15 protein-coding genes are annotated in these 17,471 nt (G+C 72.0%); 4 read left to right on the top strand and 11 right to left on the bottom strand.

All coding sequences use genetic code 11. The features are described 5' to 3' along the window. Positions 1–11: 11 nt before the first annotated feature. The 4 genes from ACZ4MH_RS00500 to ACZ4MH_RS00485 are packed head-to-tail and all read right to left on the bottom strand — an operon-like array spanning position 12 to position 5,634. Positions 12–1,355 (bottom strand): aminotransferase family protein, encoded by a 1,344-nt coding sequence (locus ACZ4MH_RS00500; protein WP_351586669.1) that lies wholly within the window; start codon positions 1,353–1,355, stop codon positions 12–14. Continuing rightward, positions 1,352–2,707 (bottom strand): ArgE/DapE family deacylase, encoded by a 1,356-nt coding sequence (locus ACZ4MH_RS00495; protein WP_351586671.1) that lies wholly within the window; start codon positions 2,705–2,707, stop codon positions 1,352–1,354. Before ACZ4MH_RS00495 ends, ACZ4MH_RS00500 begins: the two co-directional genes overlap by 4 nt. Next, positions 2,704–4,191 carry an aldehyde dehydrogenase gene (locus ACZ4MH_RS00490; RefSeq protein ID WP_351586673.1) on the bottom strand — a complete coding sequence of 496 codons (1,488 nt, stop codon included), beginning with the start codon at positions 4,189–4,191 and terminating at the stop codon, positions 2,704–2,706. Before ACZ4MH_RS00490 ends, ACZ4MH_RS00495 begins: the two co-directional genes overlap by 4 nt. Before the next feature lie 12 nt (positions 4,192–4,203). Then, on the bottom strand, positions 4,204–5,634 hold the full coding sequence (locus ACZ4MH_RS00485) for a purine-cytosine permease family protein (protein ID WP_351586675.1): 1,431 nt from the start codon (positions 5,632–5,634) through the stop codon (positions 4,204–4,206). A gap of 133 nt (positions 5,635–5,767) precedes the next feature. On the opposite strand from ACZ4MH_RS00485, the gene ACZ4MH_RS00480 reads away from it, so the two are divergent. Beyond that, a complete protein-coding gene (locus ACZ4MH_RS00480) occupies positions 5,768–6,370 on the top strand; it encodes a TetR/AcrR family transcriptional regulator (protein WP_351586677.1) in 603 nt (200 codons plus the stop codon). Here ACZ4MH_RS00480 and ACZ4MH_RS00475 read toward each other — a convergent pair. The 6 genes from ACZ4MH_RS00475 to ACZ4MH_RS00450 form a co-directional block, all read right to left on the bottom strand. Then, on the bottom strand, positions 6,348–7,529 hold the full coding sequence (locus ACZ4MH_RS00475; RefSeq protein WP_351586679.1) for a M20 family metallopeptidase: 1,182 nt from the start codon (positions 7,527–7,529) through the stop codon (positions 6,348–6,350). The two genes, ACZ4MH_RS00480 and ACZ4MH_RS00475, sit on opposite strands and share 23 nt — an antisense overlap. Further along, the gene (locus tag ACZ4MH_RS00470) at positions 7,526–8,206 is read right to left on the bottom strand and encodes a DUF1028 domain-containing protein (protein ID WP_351586681.1); all 681 of its coding nucleotides are present in this window, start codon (positions 8,204–8,206) and stop codon (positions 7,526–7,528) included. Before ACZ4MH_RS00470 ends, ACZ4MH_RS00475 begins: the two co-directional genes overlap by 4 nt. Beyond that, positions 8,203–8,625 (bottom strand): RidA family protein, encoded by a 423-nt coding sequence (locus tag ACZ4MH_RS00465; protein WP_351586683.1) that lies wholly within the window; start codon positions 8,623–8,625, stop codon positions 8,203–8,205. The genes ACZ4MH_RS00470 and ACZ4MH_RS00465 overlap by 4 nt, the downstream gene beginning before the upstream one ends. After that, on the bottom strand, positions 8,622–10,091 hold the full coding sequence (locus tag ACZ4MH_RS00460) for a 4-hydroxyphenylacetate 3-hydroxylase family protein (protein WP_351586685.1): 1,470 nt from the start codon (positions 10,089–10,091) through the stop codon (positions 8,622–8,624). Before ACZ4MH_RS00460 ends, ACZ4MH_RS00465 begins: the two co-directional genes overlap by 4 nt. Before the next feature lie 26 nt (positions 10,092–10,117). After that, positions 10,118–10,648 (bottom strand): flavin reductase family protein, encoded by a 531-nt coding sequence (locus tag ACZ4MH_RS00455; protein ID WP_351586687.1) that lies wholly within the window; start codon positions 10,646–10,648, stop codon positions 10,118–10,120. A gap of 123 nt (positions 10,649–10,771) precedes the next feature. Next, positions 10,772–11,680 (bottom strand): LysR family transcriptional regulator, encoded by a 909-nt coding sequence (locus ACZ4MH_RS00450; RefSeq protein WP_351586689.1) that lies wholly within the window; start codon positions 11,678–11,680, stop codon positions 10,772–10,774. A 125-nt stretch (positions 11,681–11,805) separates the two neighbouring features. On the opposite strand from ACZ4MH_RS00450, the gene ACZ4MH_RS00445 reads away from it, so the two are divergent. The 3 genes from ACZ4MH_RS00445 (at position 11,806) to ACZ4MH_RS00435 (ending at position 16,634) form a co-directional block, all read left to right on the top strand. After that, the gene (locus tag ACZ4MH_RS00445) at positions 11,806–13,239 is read left to right on the top strand and encodes a purine-cytosine permease family protein (protein WP_351586691.1); all 1,434 of its coding nucleotides are present in this window, start codon (positions 11,806–11,808) and stop codon (positions 13,237–13,239) included. 47 nt (positions 13,240–13,286) lie between these two features. Then, entirely contained in the window at positions 13,287–14,222 is a 936-nt protein-coding gene (locus ACZ4MH_RS00440) for a LysR family transcriptional regulator (RefSeq protein ID WP_351586693.1), read from the top strand. Between the two features lie 1,161 nt (positions 14,223–15,383). Further along, positions 15,384–16,634 (top strand): MFS transporter, encoded by a 1,251-nt coding sequence (locus tag ACZ4MH_RS00435; protein ID WP_351586695.1) that lies wholly within the window; start codon positions 15,384–15,386, stop codon positions 16,632–16,634. A 142-nt stretch (positions 16,635–16,776) separates the two neighbouring features. Here ACZ4MH_RS00435 and bioD read toward each other — a convergent pair whose 3' ends face one another. Continuing rightward, the gene (gene bioD, locus ACZ4MH_RS00430) at positions 16,777–17,469 is read right to left on the bottom strand and encodes a dethiobiotin synthase (protein ID WP_351586697.1); all 693 of its coding nucleotides are present in this window, start codon (positions 17,467–17,469) and stop codon (positions 16,777–16,779) included. Positions 17,470–17,471 lie beyond the last annotated feature (2 nt).

The raw sequence follows: 17,471 nt of genomic DNA, 5'->3' as shown, positions 1-17,471 counted from the left end.
GGAGGAGTGGATCAGTCCCGGATCTCGCCGGTCGGCAGGGTGCGGGCGAGCACCGACCGCATCGCGGTCACCGTTTCCTTCACCTCCGCCTCCGTCATGATCAGCGGCGGGGACAGCACGATGCTGTGCGCGGAGTCCCGTACGATCACGCCCGTCTCGCGCCGGATCACATCGTGCGGCATCCGCTCGGGCCGCACCGGCAGCGGCGCGCGCGTCTTCTTGTCCGCGACCAGCTCGACGGCCAGCATCATGCCCACCGACCGCACCTCGCCGACCACCGGCAAGTCGCCCAGCTGCGCCTGGAGTTCGCCGTGCAGCGCACCCCCGATCTCCACCGCGCGGGCCAGCAGCCCCTCCCGCTCGATGATGTCGAGGTTCGCGAGCGCCACGGCCGCGGCCACCGGATGGCCGTTGTACGTGTAGCCCATCGGGAAGCCGTGCTCGCGCAGCAGCTGCTCCGCCACGTGGTCCCCGACCAGCAGCGCACCCAGCGGCGTGTAGCCGGACGTGATGCCCTTGGCGGTGACGATGATGTCCGGCGTGACCCCGAAGTGCTGGGCCGCGAACCACTCGCCGACCCGCCCGTACGCCGTCACCACCTCGTCGAAGATCAGCAGGATGCCGTGCCGGTCCAGCACCTCGCGCACCCGCGGCCAGTAGTCCGCCGGCGGCACCAGCATCCCGCCCACGCCCATGATCGGCTCGCCGATCATCGCCGCGATGTTGCCGGGCCCGATCTCCGCGATCCGCTCCTCCAGCTCCCGGATCAGGAAGTCGCACGGGTCCTCGCCGCCGTACAGCTCGCTGCGGTACGGCCACGGCGGCGTCAGGTGGCTGACGTGCGGCATCATCGGCGCGAACCCCTCGTGGTACAGCGGAAAGCCGGTCGCCGAGCCGCCGCCGTAGCCGATGCCGTGGTAGGCCTTGTCCCGCGCGAGGATCCATGTGCGCGAGGACTCGCCGCGCCGGTGGTGGTAGTAGCGCGCCATCTTGATCGCGGCCTCGTTGCCCTCCGAACCGCCGGAGGTGAAGTACACATGGCCCAGGCCCTCGGGCGCGAGCGAGGTCAGCCGGGTGGCCAGCTCGATCGCCCGGTCGTTGGAGAACTCCCAGAAGCTGGTGAAGTACTCCAGCTTCCGCATCTGCTCGGCGGCGGCCCGTGCCACCTCCTCGCGGCCGTGCCCGATCTGCGCGAGCCAGAGCCCGCCGGTGGCGTCGAGATACGAGCGGCCCTCGGCGTCGGTGAGCCGGCAGCCGGAGCCCTCGGTCATCACGACGCGCTCCTCGACGGAGGAGGGGAGGTACGGGTGGATGATCCGGGCCCGGTCGGCGGCGGCGAGTTCGGCGTGGTTCATGCTGTCCCCTTCGGAGGTTCGGTGGTCGTGGTCGTCGTCGTGGTCATGGTCAGTGCGGTCAGCGCGAGCGTCTGCGCGGTCGCGACCAGGTCGCTGACCTCGATGTATTCGTCAACGGTGTGGAGAGTGGGGGAGCCGTCCGGACGGGTGGCCGTCGGGCCCAGGCACACGGCCGGGGTGCCACCGAAGCGGGTCAGGGTGGCGGCGTCGGTCCAGGACGGCTCGCCGACGACGCGGGGGGCGCGGCCGAGACCGCCCGCCGCCCCGGTCAGCGCGGCCACCAGAGCGTGATCACCCGGTACTTCCGCGGGCGCCAGCTCCGTGTCCCAGGCGAAGACCGGCGGATGCGCGGCCAGCCACCCGTCGGCCCCGGTGGCCTTCCGTACGGTCTCCTCGATCTCCGTACGGACCCGGCTCGCCCAGCCGCCGCCGTCCGCCTGCACGGGCAGATACGTGACGTCCAGGCAGACCTCGCAGGAGGCGGGGTAGGTGACCCACCACTCGCCGCCCTTGATCATCGTGGGCACGATGGACGGCGGCGGGAGGAGCGGGTGGCGGTGCGCGGGGTCCGCCGCCCACTGCTCGCGCAGCTCCCGCACCGCGTCGAGCACCGGGAGCGTCTTCTCGATGGCGTTCACCGCGCCGCCCGCCCGCCAGTCGCCGGGCGGGAACTCGGCGTGCCCCGGCCGCCCCGCGACCGTGACCGTCCCGCCGAGGATGCCGCGCTGGGCGGTGACCACGTTCAGGTCGGTGGGCTCGGGCACGACGGCGGCGTCGGCGCGCACCCCGTATCCGACCGAGGCGAGCGTGCCCGCGCCGTTCCACTCCTCGTCGGTCGCCGTGTTGATCAGCAGATCGCCGGGCAGCCGGATGCCGAGCGCGGCCAGCGCCTCGGCGGCGACCACCGCGGCCGCGATACCGCCCTTCATGTCGCACGTGCCGCGCCCGTACAGCCGCCCGTCCCGCACCTCGGCCCGGAACGGATCGGAGGCCCAGTCGCCGCGCGGCTCGGCCGACACCACGTCGATGTGCCCGTTGAACAGCAGGCTGCGGCCCCCGCCGGTACCGGCGAACCGCGCCACGAGCTGCGGCCGTCCGTCGAAGCCCAGCCGCGGCGGGGTCTGCGGCGACTCCGGCAGGTCCCCGGGGCCCGGCGTCCACACGTCCACCGTCGCGCCCGCGGCACGCAGCCGCCCGGCCAGGAACTCCTGCAGGTCCGCCTCGTCCCGCGCCGGCTCGCCCGCCGACCCCCGTACGGTCGTGTCGAAGCCGACGAGGGTGGTGGTGAGCGCGACCAGGTCGTCGGCGCGCCGCGCGATCTCCTCGCACACCATCTGCTGACGATGCGTCATGCGTACTGGATCCATGTCGTCTTCAGCCCCGTGTACTTCGCGAACGAATGCAGCGACAGGTCGCGGCCGAAGCCGGACTGCTTGAAGCCGCCGAACGGCGTCACCGGGTCGAGCGCGTCCACCGTGTTCACCGACACCGTCCCGGCGTGCAGTGCGTCGCTCACGCGGTGGGCGCGCCCGATGTCCCGGGTCCACACCGAGGCGGCCAGCCCGTACGGCGAGTCATTGGCGAGCCGCACCGCCTCGGCCTCGTCCCCGAACGGCAGCACGGCCAGCACCGGGCCGAACAGCTCCTCGCGGGCCAGCGGCGCGTCCGGCGTCAGTCCGGTCACCACGGTCGGGTCGAGGTACGCGCCGGGGCGGTCAGGGCGGGTGCCGCCGCAGGCCACCGTCGCGCCCGCGGCTCGCGCGCTCTCCACCGCGCCCAGTACGCGGTTCGCCTGCGCCTCGTCGACCAGCGGACCGAGCACGGTCGCGGGGTCGAGCGGATCGCCGGGCCGCCACTGCCGTACGTGGTCGACGACCCGGGCGGTGAACTCCTCCGCGATGGAACTCTCCACCAGCAGGCGGGTGTTGGCGGAGCAGACCTGGCCCGAGTTGTACAGGAAGCCCCAGGCGGCCTTCTCGGCGGCGGCCTCCAGGTCGGCGTCGGCGAAGACCAGGTTCGGGCTCTTGCCGCCGCACTCGGGCCAGACCTGCTTGAGGTTGGACTCGGCGGCGTAGGAGAGGAAGAGCTTGCCGACGGCCGTGGACCCGGTGAAGGCGAGCACGTCGACATCGGGGTGGCGGCCGAGCCCCCGGCCCGCCTCCTCGCCGAAGCCCGGGACGACGTTCAGTACGCCGTCGGGGATGCCGGCCTCGGTCGCGAGCCGGGCGAGCAGCAGTGCGGAGAGCGGGGACTGCTCGGCGGGCTTCAGTACGACGCTGTTGCCTGCGGCCAGCGCGGGCGCCAGCTTCCAACTCGCCATGTCCAGCGGGAAGTTCCACGGCACCACCGCGCCGACCACGCCCAGCGGCACCCGGCGGACCGTCGCGAGGGTGCCCGGCGCGGTCGGTGCCACCTCGTCGTACAGCTTGTCGACGGCCTCCGCGTGCCAGGCGAAACAGCCGGCCGCGCCCGGTACGTCGACGGTGAGCGTCTCGGTGATGGGCTTGCCCATGTCCAGGGTGTCCAGCAGCGCCAGCTCCGCGCCGTGCTCCGTGATCAGCTCGGCGAGCCGGAGCAGCCGGCGCTTGCGCTCGCCGGGCGCGACCCTGGACCAGCGGCCGTCCTCGAAGGCGGCACGGGCGGCCCGCACGGCCGCGTCGACGTCCGCGGCGCCGCAGCGGGCGACGTCGGCGACGGTCTTACCGGTCGCGGGGTCGATGTCGGAAAAGGTGCGCCCGTCGGCGGCGTGGACGTACTCGCCGTCAATGAACGCCCTTGTCTCCGGCCGGAGTTGGGCGGCACGCTGCTGCCAGTCGTCGTGCGTGAGGGTGCTCATGGTGACTCCAGATCAGTGGGTGCCGGCATACGGGGGAGGGGCGGCCGCCGCGCCGGACGCGGCCCGCGCGGCGGCCCGTCGTATCCGCCGCCGCGCCGCGTACAGGTACACCGGCGTGGTGAAGAGCAGCCCGGCGAGCCAGCCGAGGTCGGTGTCGCCGAGGGCGTGGGCGAGCGGCCCGGTGTAGAGCGTCTGGGCCATGAACGGCACCTCGATCAGGATGCCGAGCAGGTAGACGCCGAGGGCCGTGGCGTTCCAGCGGCCGTAGATCCCGCCGTCCCGCGCGAAGAAGGACGGCACGTCGTACGCGCCGTGCCGGACGAGGTAGAAGTCGACGAGGTTGATGGCGGTCCAGGGGATCAGGACGTACTGCAGGAGGTAGATCAGGTTCAGATAGCTCGCCATGAAGGAGTCGGCGAAGGCGGCGGCCAGCACGAAGGACAGGGCGCCGAGGGCGAGCGAGAAGAGCGCGCGGAGCGCCGGGCCCGGCAGCCAGCGGTGCGCGAAGGTCTGTACGGCGGTGACCACGCACAGCGTCGCGCCGTACAGGTTCATGGAGTTGGTGAGCATGGTGACCGCGGCGAAGGACCACAGTGTGAGCTGTGCGAGCGGGCTGCCGAGCAGCTGCGACTGCGCGGCCACCGGGTCCTCGCCGCCCACCGCGAGGCCGACGGCGACGCCGACCAGCATCGGCAGGACGCTGCCGAGCACGCTGCCCCAGTACGTGCACCACAGCGTCGAGCGGACCCGGGCGCGGTCGGCGGGCATGTAGCGGGAGTAGTCCGAGACGTAGGGCGCGTACGCGATCTGCCAGAGCACGCCGACGGAGACCATGCCGAGGAAGCCGCCGAGCGAGAAGCCGCCGCGGGCCAGGAACCCGGCCGGCAGCCCGCCGAAGGCGATCCAGGCGGCGCCGACGAGCTGGACCGCGCCGAAGAGCCAGGTGGTCAGCCGGCCGATGCCGTGCATCAGGCGGTAGCCGACGACGGTGACGACGAGGCTGACCGCCGTGCCGAGCGCGATCCCGGCGTCGACGGGGACGGCCGGCAGCGCCTGCTCCAGCGACTGCGCGCCGAGCACCAGGTTGGAGGCGAAGAACCCCTGGTACATCACGACCACGACGAGGACCACGGCGAGCGCGCCGACGCTGCCGAACTGGCCGCGGCTCTGGATCATCTGCGGCACGCCCAGCTGCGGCCCCTGCGCGGAGTGCAGCGCCATCAGGAAGCCGCCGCCGAGGTGGCCGACGAGCAGCGCGAGCACGCTCCACACGAAGGACAGTCCGAAGACGGTGGGCGCGAGGGCGCCGGTGACCATGGTGAGCGGGCCGAGGTTGGCGGAGAACCAAATGGTGAACAGGTCGCGGGTGCGGCCGTGCCGTTCGTCGTCGGGGATGACGTCGATGGTGTGCCGCTCCACGGTGGCGTTCGCGTCGTTGTCCACGCCGCCTCCTGGCGGGAGAGTGGTGGGCGAAGCATTCTTTGAACCGAGATTCAAACTATGAGGCGCTAGTCTGTCAATGCATCGCGGGGAAGAAAGCGGCATTTGTTGAAGCGAGAAACGGGGAATTTACGGCATGGCAAGGACCAAGAACCAAGGCGCCCGCCGGGAAGCGCTCATCGAGGCGGCGGGCCGGGCGATCACCGGCCGCGGCCTGGCCGGCCTGCGGATCAAGGACATCGCGGCCGAGGCGGGAGTCTCCGCGGGCTCGGTGCTCTACTACTACCCCGAGCTCGACGACCTCGTCTTCGAGGTCCACCAGAGTGCGGTGGAACGCTATCTGACGGGCCGTCATGCCGCTGCCGACGGCGCGGGCGACCCGGTCGAGCGGCTGCGCGCGGCAGCGGCGACCGGCCTGCCGCGCGACAGCGACGACGCCACCCACCGGCTGCTGTACGAGCTGCACGGCCTCGCCGACCGCAGCCGCCAGCACGCGGCCCTGATGGCCTCGCTCTACGCCCGCGAGGCAGCGCTCTACACCACCCTCCTCGAACTGGGCGCCGTCTGCGGCGACTTCACCCTCGACCAGCCCGCCGCTGCCGTCGCCCGCGACCTGGTCGCCCTGGAGGACGGCTACGGCCTGCACATCATCAGCCGCAACCCCGCGGTGGACCACGCCGCGGCGCGCGACGCGGTCCTCCGCTACGCCCGTACGGTCACGGGGTGCGAGCGGCTGTGAGCCGCTCCCGCTGCCGGGGATCCGACGCCAGCGACACCCCCGTCAGCGCCAGCGCCACCGCGCCGTCCAGCACGGCGCGGTCGGCCTCCGGCGTGACGCAGTGCGCCGCGAACTCCTTCTGGTGATTCACCGCGGGCAGCGAACCGATGCCGATGTACGGATGGATCGCGGGCAGCACCCGCGAGACATTGCCCATGTCGGTCGAGGCACGGTTCATCCGCGCCTCGGGCGCGGACGGCGACGTGAACTTCCGCCCCACCGCCTCCGCGTGCGCCCGGTACAGCCCGAGCATCTCGTCATCCGTACGGAACTCCGCGTACGGCGGGCTCTCGTGCGCCACCGACAGCTCACACCCCGCCGCCAGCGCCCCCGCCTCGAAACACCGCTCGACACGCGGCCGCACGGCGTCCAACTCCTCCAGCGAGCCGGCCCGTACGTACCACCGCCCGCTGGTCCGCTCGGGAATCGCGTTCGGCGCCTCGCCGCCGCGCGTCAGCATCCCGTGCACCCGTACGGAGTAGGGGAGTTGCTGGCGGAGCAGGCCGATCGCGACCTGCGCGACGGTGAACGCGTCCGCCGCGTTGCGGCCCTGCTCCGGGTAGGCCGCGGCGTGCGCGGCCTTGCCCTCGTAGTCGATCCGCAGATGCGCCACCGCGTACGGCTCCGCCTCCGCGACGTCCACCGGGCCCGGGTGCACCATCATCGCCGCGTGCACCCCGGCGAACGCGCCCCGCTCCAGCATCAGGATCTTCCCGCCGCCGCCCTCCTCGGCCGGCGTGCCCAGCACCGTCACCGTCAGCCCGAGAGCGTCGGCGACCCGGGCCAGCCCGGCCGCGGCACCCACCGCCGAAGCCGCGATGATGTTGTGCCCGCAGGCGTGCCCCAGGCCCGGCAGCGCGTCGTACTCCGCGCAGAGCGCGAGGTGCAGCGGCCCCGAGCCGATCGTCGCGGCGAACGCGGTGGGCAGGTCGCAGATCCCGGGCGTGACCTGAAAGCCCAGGTCGGCGAGGGCGGACGCGGTCCAGTCGGCGGCCCGCTCCTCCTCCCACGCGACCTCGGGGTGGGCGTGGATACGGTGGCTGAGCGCGAGCAGGTTGTCGGCGGAGTCGGCGACAGCGCCGCGTACGGCGGCGTGCGCGGCCGTATCGGTGCCGCTCATGCCGGATCACCCGGTACGCCGTACCCAGGCGCCGCCCCCGGATCCAGCGCCCGCCGCACGTAGTCCGCCGCCTGCGGCTCCCACCGCTTCCACAGCGCCGCCAGCTCGGCGACCGGATCGCCGTCCGTCCAGTCCACCCGCAGATCGGTCACCGGCCACGGCACCTGGCCGCTGACCAGCAGCCCCGCCGAGTGCACTGGCCCCGCCTCGCCGCCCGCCGCCGCGCCAGCGGCCAGCGCGTCCACCAGCCGCTGCGCCAACGGGGCCGCGGGTTCGGCGGCGAAGGCGGCCAGCATCGCGGCGGGCACGCCCGGGTCGGCGAGCAGATTGCCCGCCGCGACCGCATCCGCGCCGACGGCCTGCGCGTGCACCCCGAGCGTGCGGTCCCCGGAGTACGCGGCGGGCTCCCCGGACGCGCCGATCGCCGTCAACTGTCGCCAGTCCACGTGCCGTACGGCCTGCGCGAGCCGCGCCATCGCGGTCCCCGCGTCCGTACCGCCCGCCAGCGCGTCCAGCAGCTCGGGGCCCAGCCGCGGGTCCGTCACGTTCTGCGAACAGGCGGCGCCGACCCCGGCGCGTACGTACGCACAGCGCGCGGCGACGGCGGGGGAGGAGGAGGACACCACGACTCCGAATTCCCCGGTACGGGGACAGCGTGCGGCAAGGGAGAAGGTCATCGGCGCTCCTTCGGGATCACGGCCGTGGCATCGATCTCCACCAGCCACTCGGGCCGGGCCAGTGCCGAGACCACCAGCCCGGTCGACACGTAGTGCACGCCCTTCAGCCAGCGCCCCATCACACGGTAGACCGGCTCGCGGAAGCGGATGTCCGTCAGATAGACAGTGATCTTGACGATCTCGTCAAGGCGGCTCCCGGACTCCTCCAGCAGCATCGCGATATTCGCCATGGCCTGCTCGGCCTGCGCCTCGACATCCCCCACGCCGACGTTCTCGCGGGTATCGAGGTCCTGCCCGATCTGGCCACGCAGATACACCGTGCCCTCGGCGACCACCGCCTGCGCGAGGTCGTTGGAGAGATCCTGTTCGGGATAGGTGTCGGCGGTGTTGAAGGGGCGAATGCGCCGATGCGTGGTCACTTGGTCCTCCCCAGCGTGCCGAGTACCTTGTCCGACAGCCCCGCCGCGTCCTTCACCAGGTCCAGCGGGCCGTCCCAGTCGAAGTTCCGGTACACCGCGCCGAGATGGGCGAACGGCGGCGACTGGGCGAACAGCTGGAAGGTGAGCCGGTGCCCTGCGTAGTCGGAGTTCAGCAGGTCACGGGCGTACGCGAGGAGCTTGCGGCGATCCTCGGCGACCCAGTGCTCGTTGACGGAGTAGAACTTCTCCAGCCAGGGCGCGGTGTCCGGGTGGTCGAAGGACGCCTTGTCCGGCGTGATGCAGATCTGTCCGCCGCACAGTTCGCGCGCGATGTGCATCATCTCGTGCAGCTGGGAGCAGGCGAGCACCCGCCCGGTGTAGAGCAGGGACTGATTCGGCATCAGCAGGCCACCGGGGCTCGGCTCCGCCATCGCCACCGCCGCCGTGAGGTGCGCGTTGATGCCCTCCCGGTAACAGGCCAGCGTCGCCAGCTTCTCCTGCACGGCCTGCTGCTTCTCCAGCCCGGTCTGCTTCACGTTCCACAGCGCCGCGCCGATCATCAGGTCCGCGAGCCGCAGATTGCGCTGGGTGAAGGCGTACGCGCTGTAGCGGTGCAGGGTCGCGCGGATGAAGGTGGCCGCCTTGGTGTCCCGGTAGAACAGCACGTTCTCCCAGGGGATCTCGACATCGTCGAAGACGACGAGGGTGTCCACCTCGTCGAAGCGGTTGGCGAGCGGGTAGTCCTCGGCGGGCGCGCGGCCCGCGAAGCCCGTACGGCAGATGTACTTCAGCCCTGGGGACCCCATGTCGAGCATGAACCCGAGGGCGTAGTCGGAGAGTTCGGAGTCGCCCCAGTTGGCGATCGTCGGCTTGGTGAACGCCTGGTTGGCGTACGCGGCGGCGGTCTCGTACTTGGCGCCGCGCACCACGATCCCGCCGTCCGTCTCCTTCACGACATGCAACAGCATGTCCGGGTCCTGGTCCTGCGGGCGCTTGGAACGGTCGCCCTTGGGGTCGGTGTTGGCCGACACGTGGAACGGGTCGCCGAAGCACGCCTTGTCGATGTGGCGCTTGACGTTGTCGCTGTACGCCGGGTTGATCGCGTCCAGTACGTCCTGCCCGTCGATCAGCGACCACACCTCGCCGATCGTCTCGTCACCGACCCGCGTCACCACCCCGCCGACATCCGTCAGCACGGCATCGGTCGCGGCCCGCTTGGCGGCCCAGTCCTCCTGTGTGCGCGGCGGCTTCTGCTGGATCGCGTTGACCTCGCCGGTGTCGGGGTCGGCATACGTCATGACCCCACGGCTGTCCGGCTCGTGAGCCATGTCGTAGATGCGGGCCCGGATGTCGACCAACGGCTTGAAGGCGGGGTGTGCGGTGACATCGGCGACCTTCTCGCCGTTGATCCACACCTCCCGGCCGTCGCGGATCGACTCCCGGTACTGCTCCCCGGTACGGATCATGCGGGTGCTCCTTAGGAAGAGGGGGGCTAGAGCGGGCGGTGCGCGCCGTAAGCGCGGGCGTGGTGTACGAGCGGCGCGGCATCCGTCACGGCGGAGGCGAGCACCTCGCCGAGGAGGATGCGGTGCGTACCGTGCTCGTACGCGTCGGCGAGCCGGCAGTCGAAGGCGGCGGCCGCATCGGCCAGGGTGGGCGCGCCGGTGTGCAGCGGGAGCCAGCGCGCGCAGCCGAAGTCGTAGGGTTCGTACGGGGATTCGCCGTCCGCGGGCCGGCCGGCGAACACGTCCGAGACGTGGGCCTGTTCCACGGCGAGGACGTTGACGGAGAAGACACCGTTGCGTACGGCCGCGTCCGCGAGCGGGCTGCGGCGGTTTACACACACCAGCAGCGACGGCGGGTCAGCGGACACCGAACTCATGGCGCTGACCGTCTGCGCGAAGCGTCCGGCCGCTCCATCGGTGGCGACCACGGTGACGCCGGTGGCGGCATTGCCCATCGCGGCGACGAAGTCCGCGCGGGCCGTCCGGGGATCCACCGTGTCGTCCAGAGTGAGGGTCATCATCAGCCTCCCGAGGCGTGCGGGCTCTGCTGAGACACGACTATGGGTGCCCGCTCTACATCCGTAAAGCAGAGGTTTTCGACCTACTGCATCGGTTTTGCAGATGCTTCGGCTCGGGGCAGGTCAAGCCCCCAGCGCCGCCCGGCACACGGCCGCGAACGCCTGGGCGCGGCCCGTCGGGCGGATGCCCGCGAGGCGGGCCAGCACCACCGGCAGGGCGGGCAGCGGATCGGTCAGCCGCAGCGCCACCGCCCGCCCGCCGTCGTACGTCGCGTCGTGCACCGGCCGCTGGTTGAGGATCGCGAAGCCGTGGCCCGCCGCCACCATCGCGCGCACTGTCTCGTAACTCGTACTGCGGTGCCGCACCCTGGGCTCGACGCCCGCCTTCAGGAACAGCGAGCGGAAGTAGTCCCGGCTCAGCGGCAGATCGAGCAGGATCATCGGCTCCGCCGCCAGGTCCGCCAGCCGCACCGAACCGGCCCCCGCCAGCGGATGGTCCGGCGGCACCAGCGCGTACGGCGGCGCCACCGCCAGCACCTCCCGCTCGATGTCCGGGTCCAGCCCCAGGTCGTACAGGAGCGCCAGCTCGCACGTGCCGCCGCGCAGATCCTCCTGCACCGCCCGGATGTCGCCCTCGGTGACCTGCACCCGCACCGCGGGGTGCGCCTGCCCGAACTCCCGCAGCAGCCGCGGCAGACAGAACGGCGCCAGCGTCTGGAAACAGCCCACCGCCAGCTCGCCCACCAGCTCCGTACCGAGGCTGCGCGCCGCCTCCGTCAGGTCCTCGGCGTGCGTGAGGAAGCCGCGCAGCTCGTGCAGGAACCGCTCGCCGGCCCGGGTCAGCGACAGCCCCTTCGCGTGCCGCCGGATCAGCAGCTGCACCCCCAGCTCACGCTCCAGATGCGTCACCGCTGTCGAGATCGCCGACTGCGAGACACTGATCCGCTGGGCGGCCGCGGTCATGCTGCCGAGCTCCGCCGCGGCCATGAAGTACCGCAGCTGTACGAGGGTGAAGTTCGCGTCCTTGGGCATGACCGGATCCTGCCATCCCCGCTGCATCGGTTCATCAGATGGAGGAGCGCGGATTTCTCTGATTGACCGGATCATCGAGGCTGCCCGAGACTCCCTGCCATCACACGTCAGGCGAGGAGACGCCCGTGACCGAACCCTCAGACGCGCTCGAACAGCACACCATCGACCACGTCCCCGAAACCGAACGGCACGGCCGCGCCCGCGACCTGTTCACGATGTGGTTCGGGACCAACATCGCGCCGTTGCCGCTGGTCACCGGCGCCATGGGCGTCCAGGTCTTCCATCAGTCCTTCGTCTCCGCGGTCCTCGCGATCGTCGTCGGCCAGCTCGTCGGCGGCGTCTTCATGGCATTGCACTCGGCGCAGGGGCCGCAGCTCGGCGTGCCGCAGATGATCCAGAGCCGCGCGCAGTTCGGCTCGGTGGGCGCGCTGCTCATCGTGGTCGTCGCCGCCGCGATGTACGTGGGGTTCTTCGCCTCCAACATCGTGCTGGCGGGCAAGTCGCTGCACGGCCTCGCGCCCGCCGTCCCGGTCGACGCGGGAATCCTGCTCGGCGCGGCCGGCTCGGCGGCCATCTGTCTGATCGGCTACCGCCTGATCCATCACCTCAACAAGATCGCCACCGTCGTCCTCGGCCTCGGCATCCTCGCCGGGCTCGCGGTGGTCATCGCGCGCGGCCTGCCCGAGGACTTCCTCACCCGCGGCTCCTTCACCTTCGCCGGCTGGCTCGCCACCGTCTCGCTCAGCGCCCTGTGGCAGCTGGCGTTCGCCCCGTACGTCTCGGACTACTCGCGCTACCTGCCGCGCACGGTCCGCACCGCGAGCACCTTCTGGGCCACCTACTGGGGCTCCTGCCTCGGCTCCGCGCTGCCCTTCCTCGCCGGTACGGTCGTCGCGCTGGTCAGCCCCGACCCGGACGCGGTCGCCGGATTCCACGACGCGGCCGGCGCGTTCGGCCCGGTACTGCTCCTGCTCTTCCTCGTCAGCGTGATCAACCACAATGCGCTCAACCTCTACGGCGCCGTCCTCTCGATGATCACCATCGGGCAGACCTTCCGGGCCCGCTGGCAGCCGCGCCTCCTCGCGCGCGGCGCCGTCTCCGCCCTGGTCCTCGCGATCGCGCTGGTCATCGCCCTCGGCCTGTCCAGCGACTTCGTGAACCACTTCGTCAACCTGGTCCTCGTCCTCCTGGTCGTCCTCGTCCCCTGGACCGCGATCAACCTCATCGACTTCTACCTGCTGCACCGCGGTCGCTACGACTTCGACGCCCTCTTCGCCCCGGACGGCGGCCGCTACGGCCGCTTCAACCCGGTCGCGCTCGGCTCGTACGCCCTCGGCATCGTCGTACAGATCCCGTTCCTCGCCACCGACCTCTACACCGGACCGCTCGCCGCGCGCCTCGGCGGCGCCGATCTGTCCTGGCTGGTCGGCCTGATCGTCACCGCGCCGCTGTACTACCTGTGGGCCCGCGCGCGGCACGGCGTGGGGGAGGGGGACGTGGACCTGGACAGTACGGACGATCCGCTCGTGGCCCTGTCCGGCGGGCAGCCGGAGAGTTAGGCTGCGGCCCGCCCGGAAGCCGATCTTCGCAAGCCCTTGGAGGTGCCATGGAACTCAACCTCCACCGGCTGTGGATCTTCATGCAGGTCGTCGAGCACCAGGGCTTCTCCGCCGCCGCGCAGAAGCTGTACATGAGCCAGCCCTCGGTCTCCAACCAGGTGCGCAAGCTCGAACAGTCGCTGCGCGTCACGCTCGTGGACCGCTCGGGGACCCGCGCCCGGCCGACCGCCGAGGGCGAGGTGCTCGCCGAGTACGGCAAGCGGGTCTTCCTGCTCGCCGAGGAGGCGGTCGCGGCCGTGCAGCAGGTCAGCGGGCTGGCCACCGGCCGGCTGCTGGTCGGCGGCTCGACGACCGTCGGCACGTATCTGCTGCCCGCGCTGCTGGCCCGGTACCGGGAACGGCACCCCGCCATCGAGTGCGACATCTTCGTCGGCAACGGCGAGGCGGTGCAGGAGCAGCTGCTGGGCGGCGGCATCGGGATCGCGGTGGTGGCCGGCAGCCCGCACGGCGACCGGCTCGTCGTGGAGACCGTGCTGGACGAGCGGCTGGTACTGGTCGCGGCCCCCGGCCACCGGCTCGCGGGCGCCGCCGAGGTGACGCCCGCGGAGCTGGCCGGGGCGCGGTTCCTGCTGCGCGAGCCGGGCTCCCAGACCCGCAGCCTCCAGGAACAGGTGCTCGCCGACTGGGCGCTGGAGGACGTGCCGCGCGCGGACATCTGGGGCCCGGAGGCGGTGAAGCAGTGCGTGGCCGCCGGGCTGGGTCTCGCGCTGATCTCCGAGCACGCGGTGGGGGAGGACGTACGGGCCGGCCGGCTGGCCGTACTGCCCGTCGTGCCCGCGCCGGAGCCCCGGCCGGTCAGCCTGGTGCACCGCAGGGACCGGCTGCTGTCCCCGGCGGAACGCGCCTTCCTCACGCTGCTGCGTGAACTGCGTCACTGGCCGGGGGAGTTGCCCGGCCCGGGAACCGCCGGTACGGACGAGTAATCCGCGGTACGGACGAGTAACGGCCGGTCGGAGACAGTGTCGTGCGCCACCCACCGCCCTTATCCGGCCGTCACCCCGTGCCTTCCGCCTCCGGTGGCCGTTTGCTCCCGTCCGGGCCGTGATCAGCCCATGTGCCGTGTGGAGGGCGTTTCGGGAGGGTTCCGCGGCGCTTGCGCCGCGGCCGAGGTCAGCGGGTCGGCGACCGGCTCGTAGCGGGGCGTGATCAGGGTGGCACGCGCTGCCATCGAAGAGGTGTGCGCCCGCGTGCAGGTGCATCCATGCACCCACCCACGTGGATGCAATATTGCACTTTTCGCTGGCCGGGCGGAGCGCACGTGCTGCTCGGACGGCATGTGACACCCAGTGCCACCCGGGCCCCCGGTACCTGACCGTCCGCCCTGCATGAGCAAACGCATATGGTCGCGCAACGCGCGTATACCCAAGGGTCGGCAATGTGACCGGATCGGAGTGTGCGCAGAAGCGAACGAGCCGCCAGAGTTACCGAACCAATCACGGCAGGACCGAAGTCCGCCCCTGGGGAGGGGGCGCACCGAGTGGTCCCGCCATTGACAGATGGGGTGGGCAGAGAAATGTGGGCTGTGATGGTGCGGTGAGGGCGCTGCAGGTGAGGCAGGGTGACCTGGTGCTCATTCAGGGCCGTTGGCGGCAAGTCCAGTCCGTTAGAGCGGATGTGCGGGCGATGGGGGCGACGGCCGTGGTGCTCGTCTTCGATCGCGGTTCGGTGGCACGGGTCCGTGCCGCCGACGCACTGGCAGTACAGCGCGGTGGCAAGCACCCGCGGTCAGAGGCGCCGTGCGCGAGCATACGAAGCATCCCGGCACGGCGCACCGGCCTGGCCGGCGAGGGCCGCTGACCGATCCGCGGACCCGACCGGCGTCCGGAGACGGCCTCTGCTCCACCGTCTCCGGACGCCGAGTCATGCCCGGCGCCACCGTGTCCCGACGTCGCGCCGTGCCCGGCACCACCGGTGAGGTCGGCAGCCGAGCACACCCGCGTGTACCTGACACCGACAGCCGCGCTCTAGAATGGCCCCTCGGCCGCGTCGGCGCGGGCCCGCGGCCGAGACCCCGTATCGCCGCACGAGCCTGCCCTCCGACGTACGCCCCGCCGCCCAGCCGTACGCACGACAGAGCAGGACGCATGCCGAACCACCCCGCGCCAGCGGTCAAGGACGCCCAGCCGGGCGCATCGGAGACCACCACCGACGCCTACGCCCGCAAGGCGGTACTCGCCTCCGCCGTCGGCTACGGCCTGGAGGGCTTCGACCTCCTCATCCTCAGCTTCGCCCTCTCCGCGATCACCGCCGGGCTGCACCTGACCTCCGCCCAGGCCGGATCGCTCACCACGATCACCCTCATCGGCTGCGTCGCCGGCGGGCTCCTCTTCGGTCTGCTCTCCGACCGCCTCGGCCGTATCCGCGTCCTGACCTGGTCGATCATCCTCTTCGCCGTCTTCACCGGCGTCACCGCGATCGCCCAGGACTTCCCCCAGCTCGCCGCCTCCCGCTTCCTCGCCGGCATGGGCATCGGCGGCGAGTTCGGCATCGGCATGGCACTGGCCGCCGAGGCGTTCCCCAGCCGCAAACGCGCCCGCGGCACCTCCTACGTCGGTCTCGGCTGGCAGACCGGCGTCCTCGCCGCCGCCCTGCTCTCCGCCCCCGTCATCAACGCCTGGGGCTGGCGCGCGCTCTTCGCCCTCGGCGTGCTGCCCGCGGTCGCGGCCTTCCTCTTCCGCCGCACCATGCACGAGCCCGCCGCGTTCACTGCCGCGAAGAGTGCCGAGCGCCCGGCCACCGCGCCGCTGCGCTCCCTGGTCGCCACCCCCGCCGCGCGCCGCTCGACCCTCGGCGTGCTCGTCCTGACCTCGGTACAGAACTTCGGCTACTACGGCATCATGACCTGGCTGCCGAGCTACCTCTCCCAGCAGTTCGGCTACAGCCTCACCAAGTCCGGCGCCTGGACCGCCGTCACCGTGCTCGGCATGGCCTGCGGCATCCTCGCCTTCGGCCACCTCGCCGACCGCATCGGCCGCCGCCCCACCTTCTGGATCTTCCAGGCCGGCTCGGTCGTCACGGTCCTCGCGTACGCCACCCTCGCCACGCCCACCGCACTCCTCATCGGCGGCGCGGTCATGGGCGCCTTCGTCAACGGCATGACCGGCGGCTACGGCGCGCTCATCGCCGAGCTGTACCCGACGCACGCGCGCGCCACCGCGCAGAACGTCCTCTTCAACGTCGGCCGCGGCATCGGCGGCCTGGCCCCGCTCGTCGTCGCCCTCGTCGCCGGCTCGTACGGCTTCCAGAAGGCGATCGCCCTGCTCGCCGTCATCTACGTCCTGGACATGGCCGCGATGCTGCTGATCCCGGAACGGAAGGGCGCCGAGCTGGACTGAGGGGCTTGCCCACAATCCAGCCCGTCCGGCGATCGCTGACCTATTTCAGCCTGTCCGACGATCGCTGACCTATTTCAGCCCGTCCGGCGTTTGAGGACCGGGGGCCCGGGGGCAGCGCCCCCGAAGCACCCCGGCGCGGCCGTCACCCGCCCCAGGTCCCACCCAGCCGCGGCGCCAGCCAAGACGGCGCCTCCGCCCGGAACCGGGCACCCGGCAAAGCCCCCGACCCCGCCGGTACGAGTCCCAACAGCGGCGCCCCCGCCGACTCCGGCAGATCCTCGATGTTGCAGCGCGACGCCAGGTCAGGATCGGCGGGCCAGCTGCCGATCACCACACCCGGCGTCGCGATGCCCGCCGTACGCAACGCATGCGCCGTCAGCGCGGTCGCGTTGAGCGTGCCGAGACCCGCCTGCGCGACCATCAGCATCGGTGAGCCGAGCGCCTTCGCCGCGTCCGCGAGCGTCGCGCCGGTCTCGTCGAAGCGGACCAGCAGCCCGCCCGCGCCCTCCACCAGCACCACGTCGTGCTCGGTGGCCAGCTTGGTCGCCGCCTCGGCGATCTCGTACGGGCGTACCGGCGGCAGCCCGGCCCGCCGTGCCGCGGTCGCGGGCGCCAGGGGCTCCGGATAGCGGGCGAGTTCGGCGGTGGTCACCGCGTCACCGGCCAGCCGGGCCACCTCCGCCGCGTCGCCCGGCTCGTCCGGCGCGACCCCGGTCTGGGCGGGCTTGAGCACCGCGACCGACCGGCCGCGGGCCAGCTCGGCCGCGGCGATCGCGGCGCTGGTGACCGTCTTGCCGATCTCCGTGCCCGTGCCCGTGATGAACAGCACCGACATGA

This window comes from Streptomyces sp. NPDC026301, from assembly GCF_055567935.1.
The sequence above is the reverse complement of the archived record's forward strand: the minus strand, read 5'-3'. Positions and strand labels throughout refer to the sequence as shown.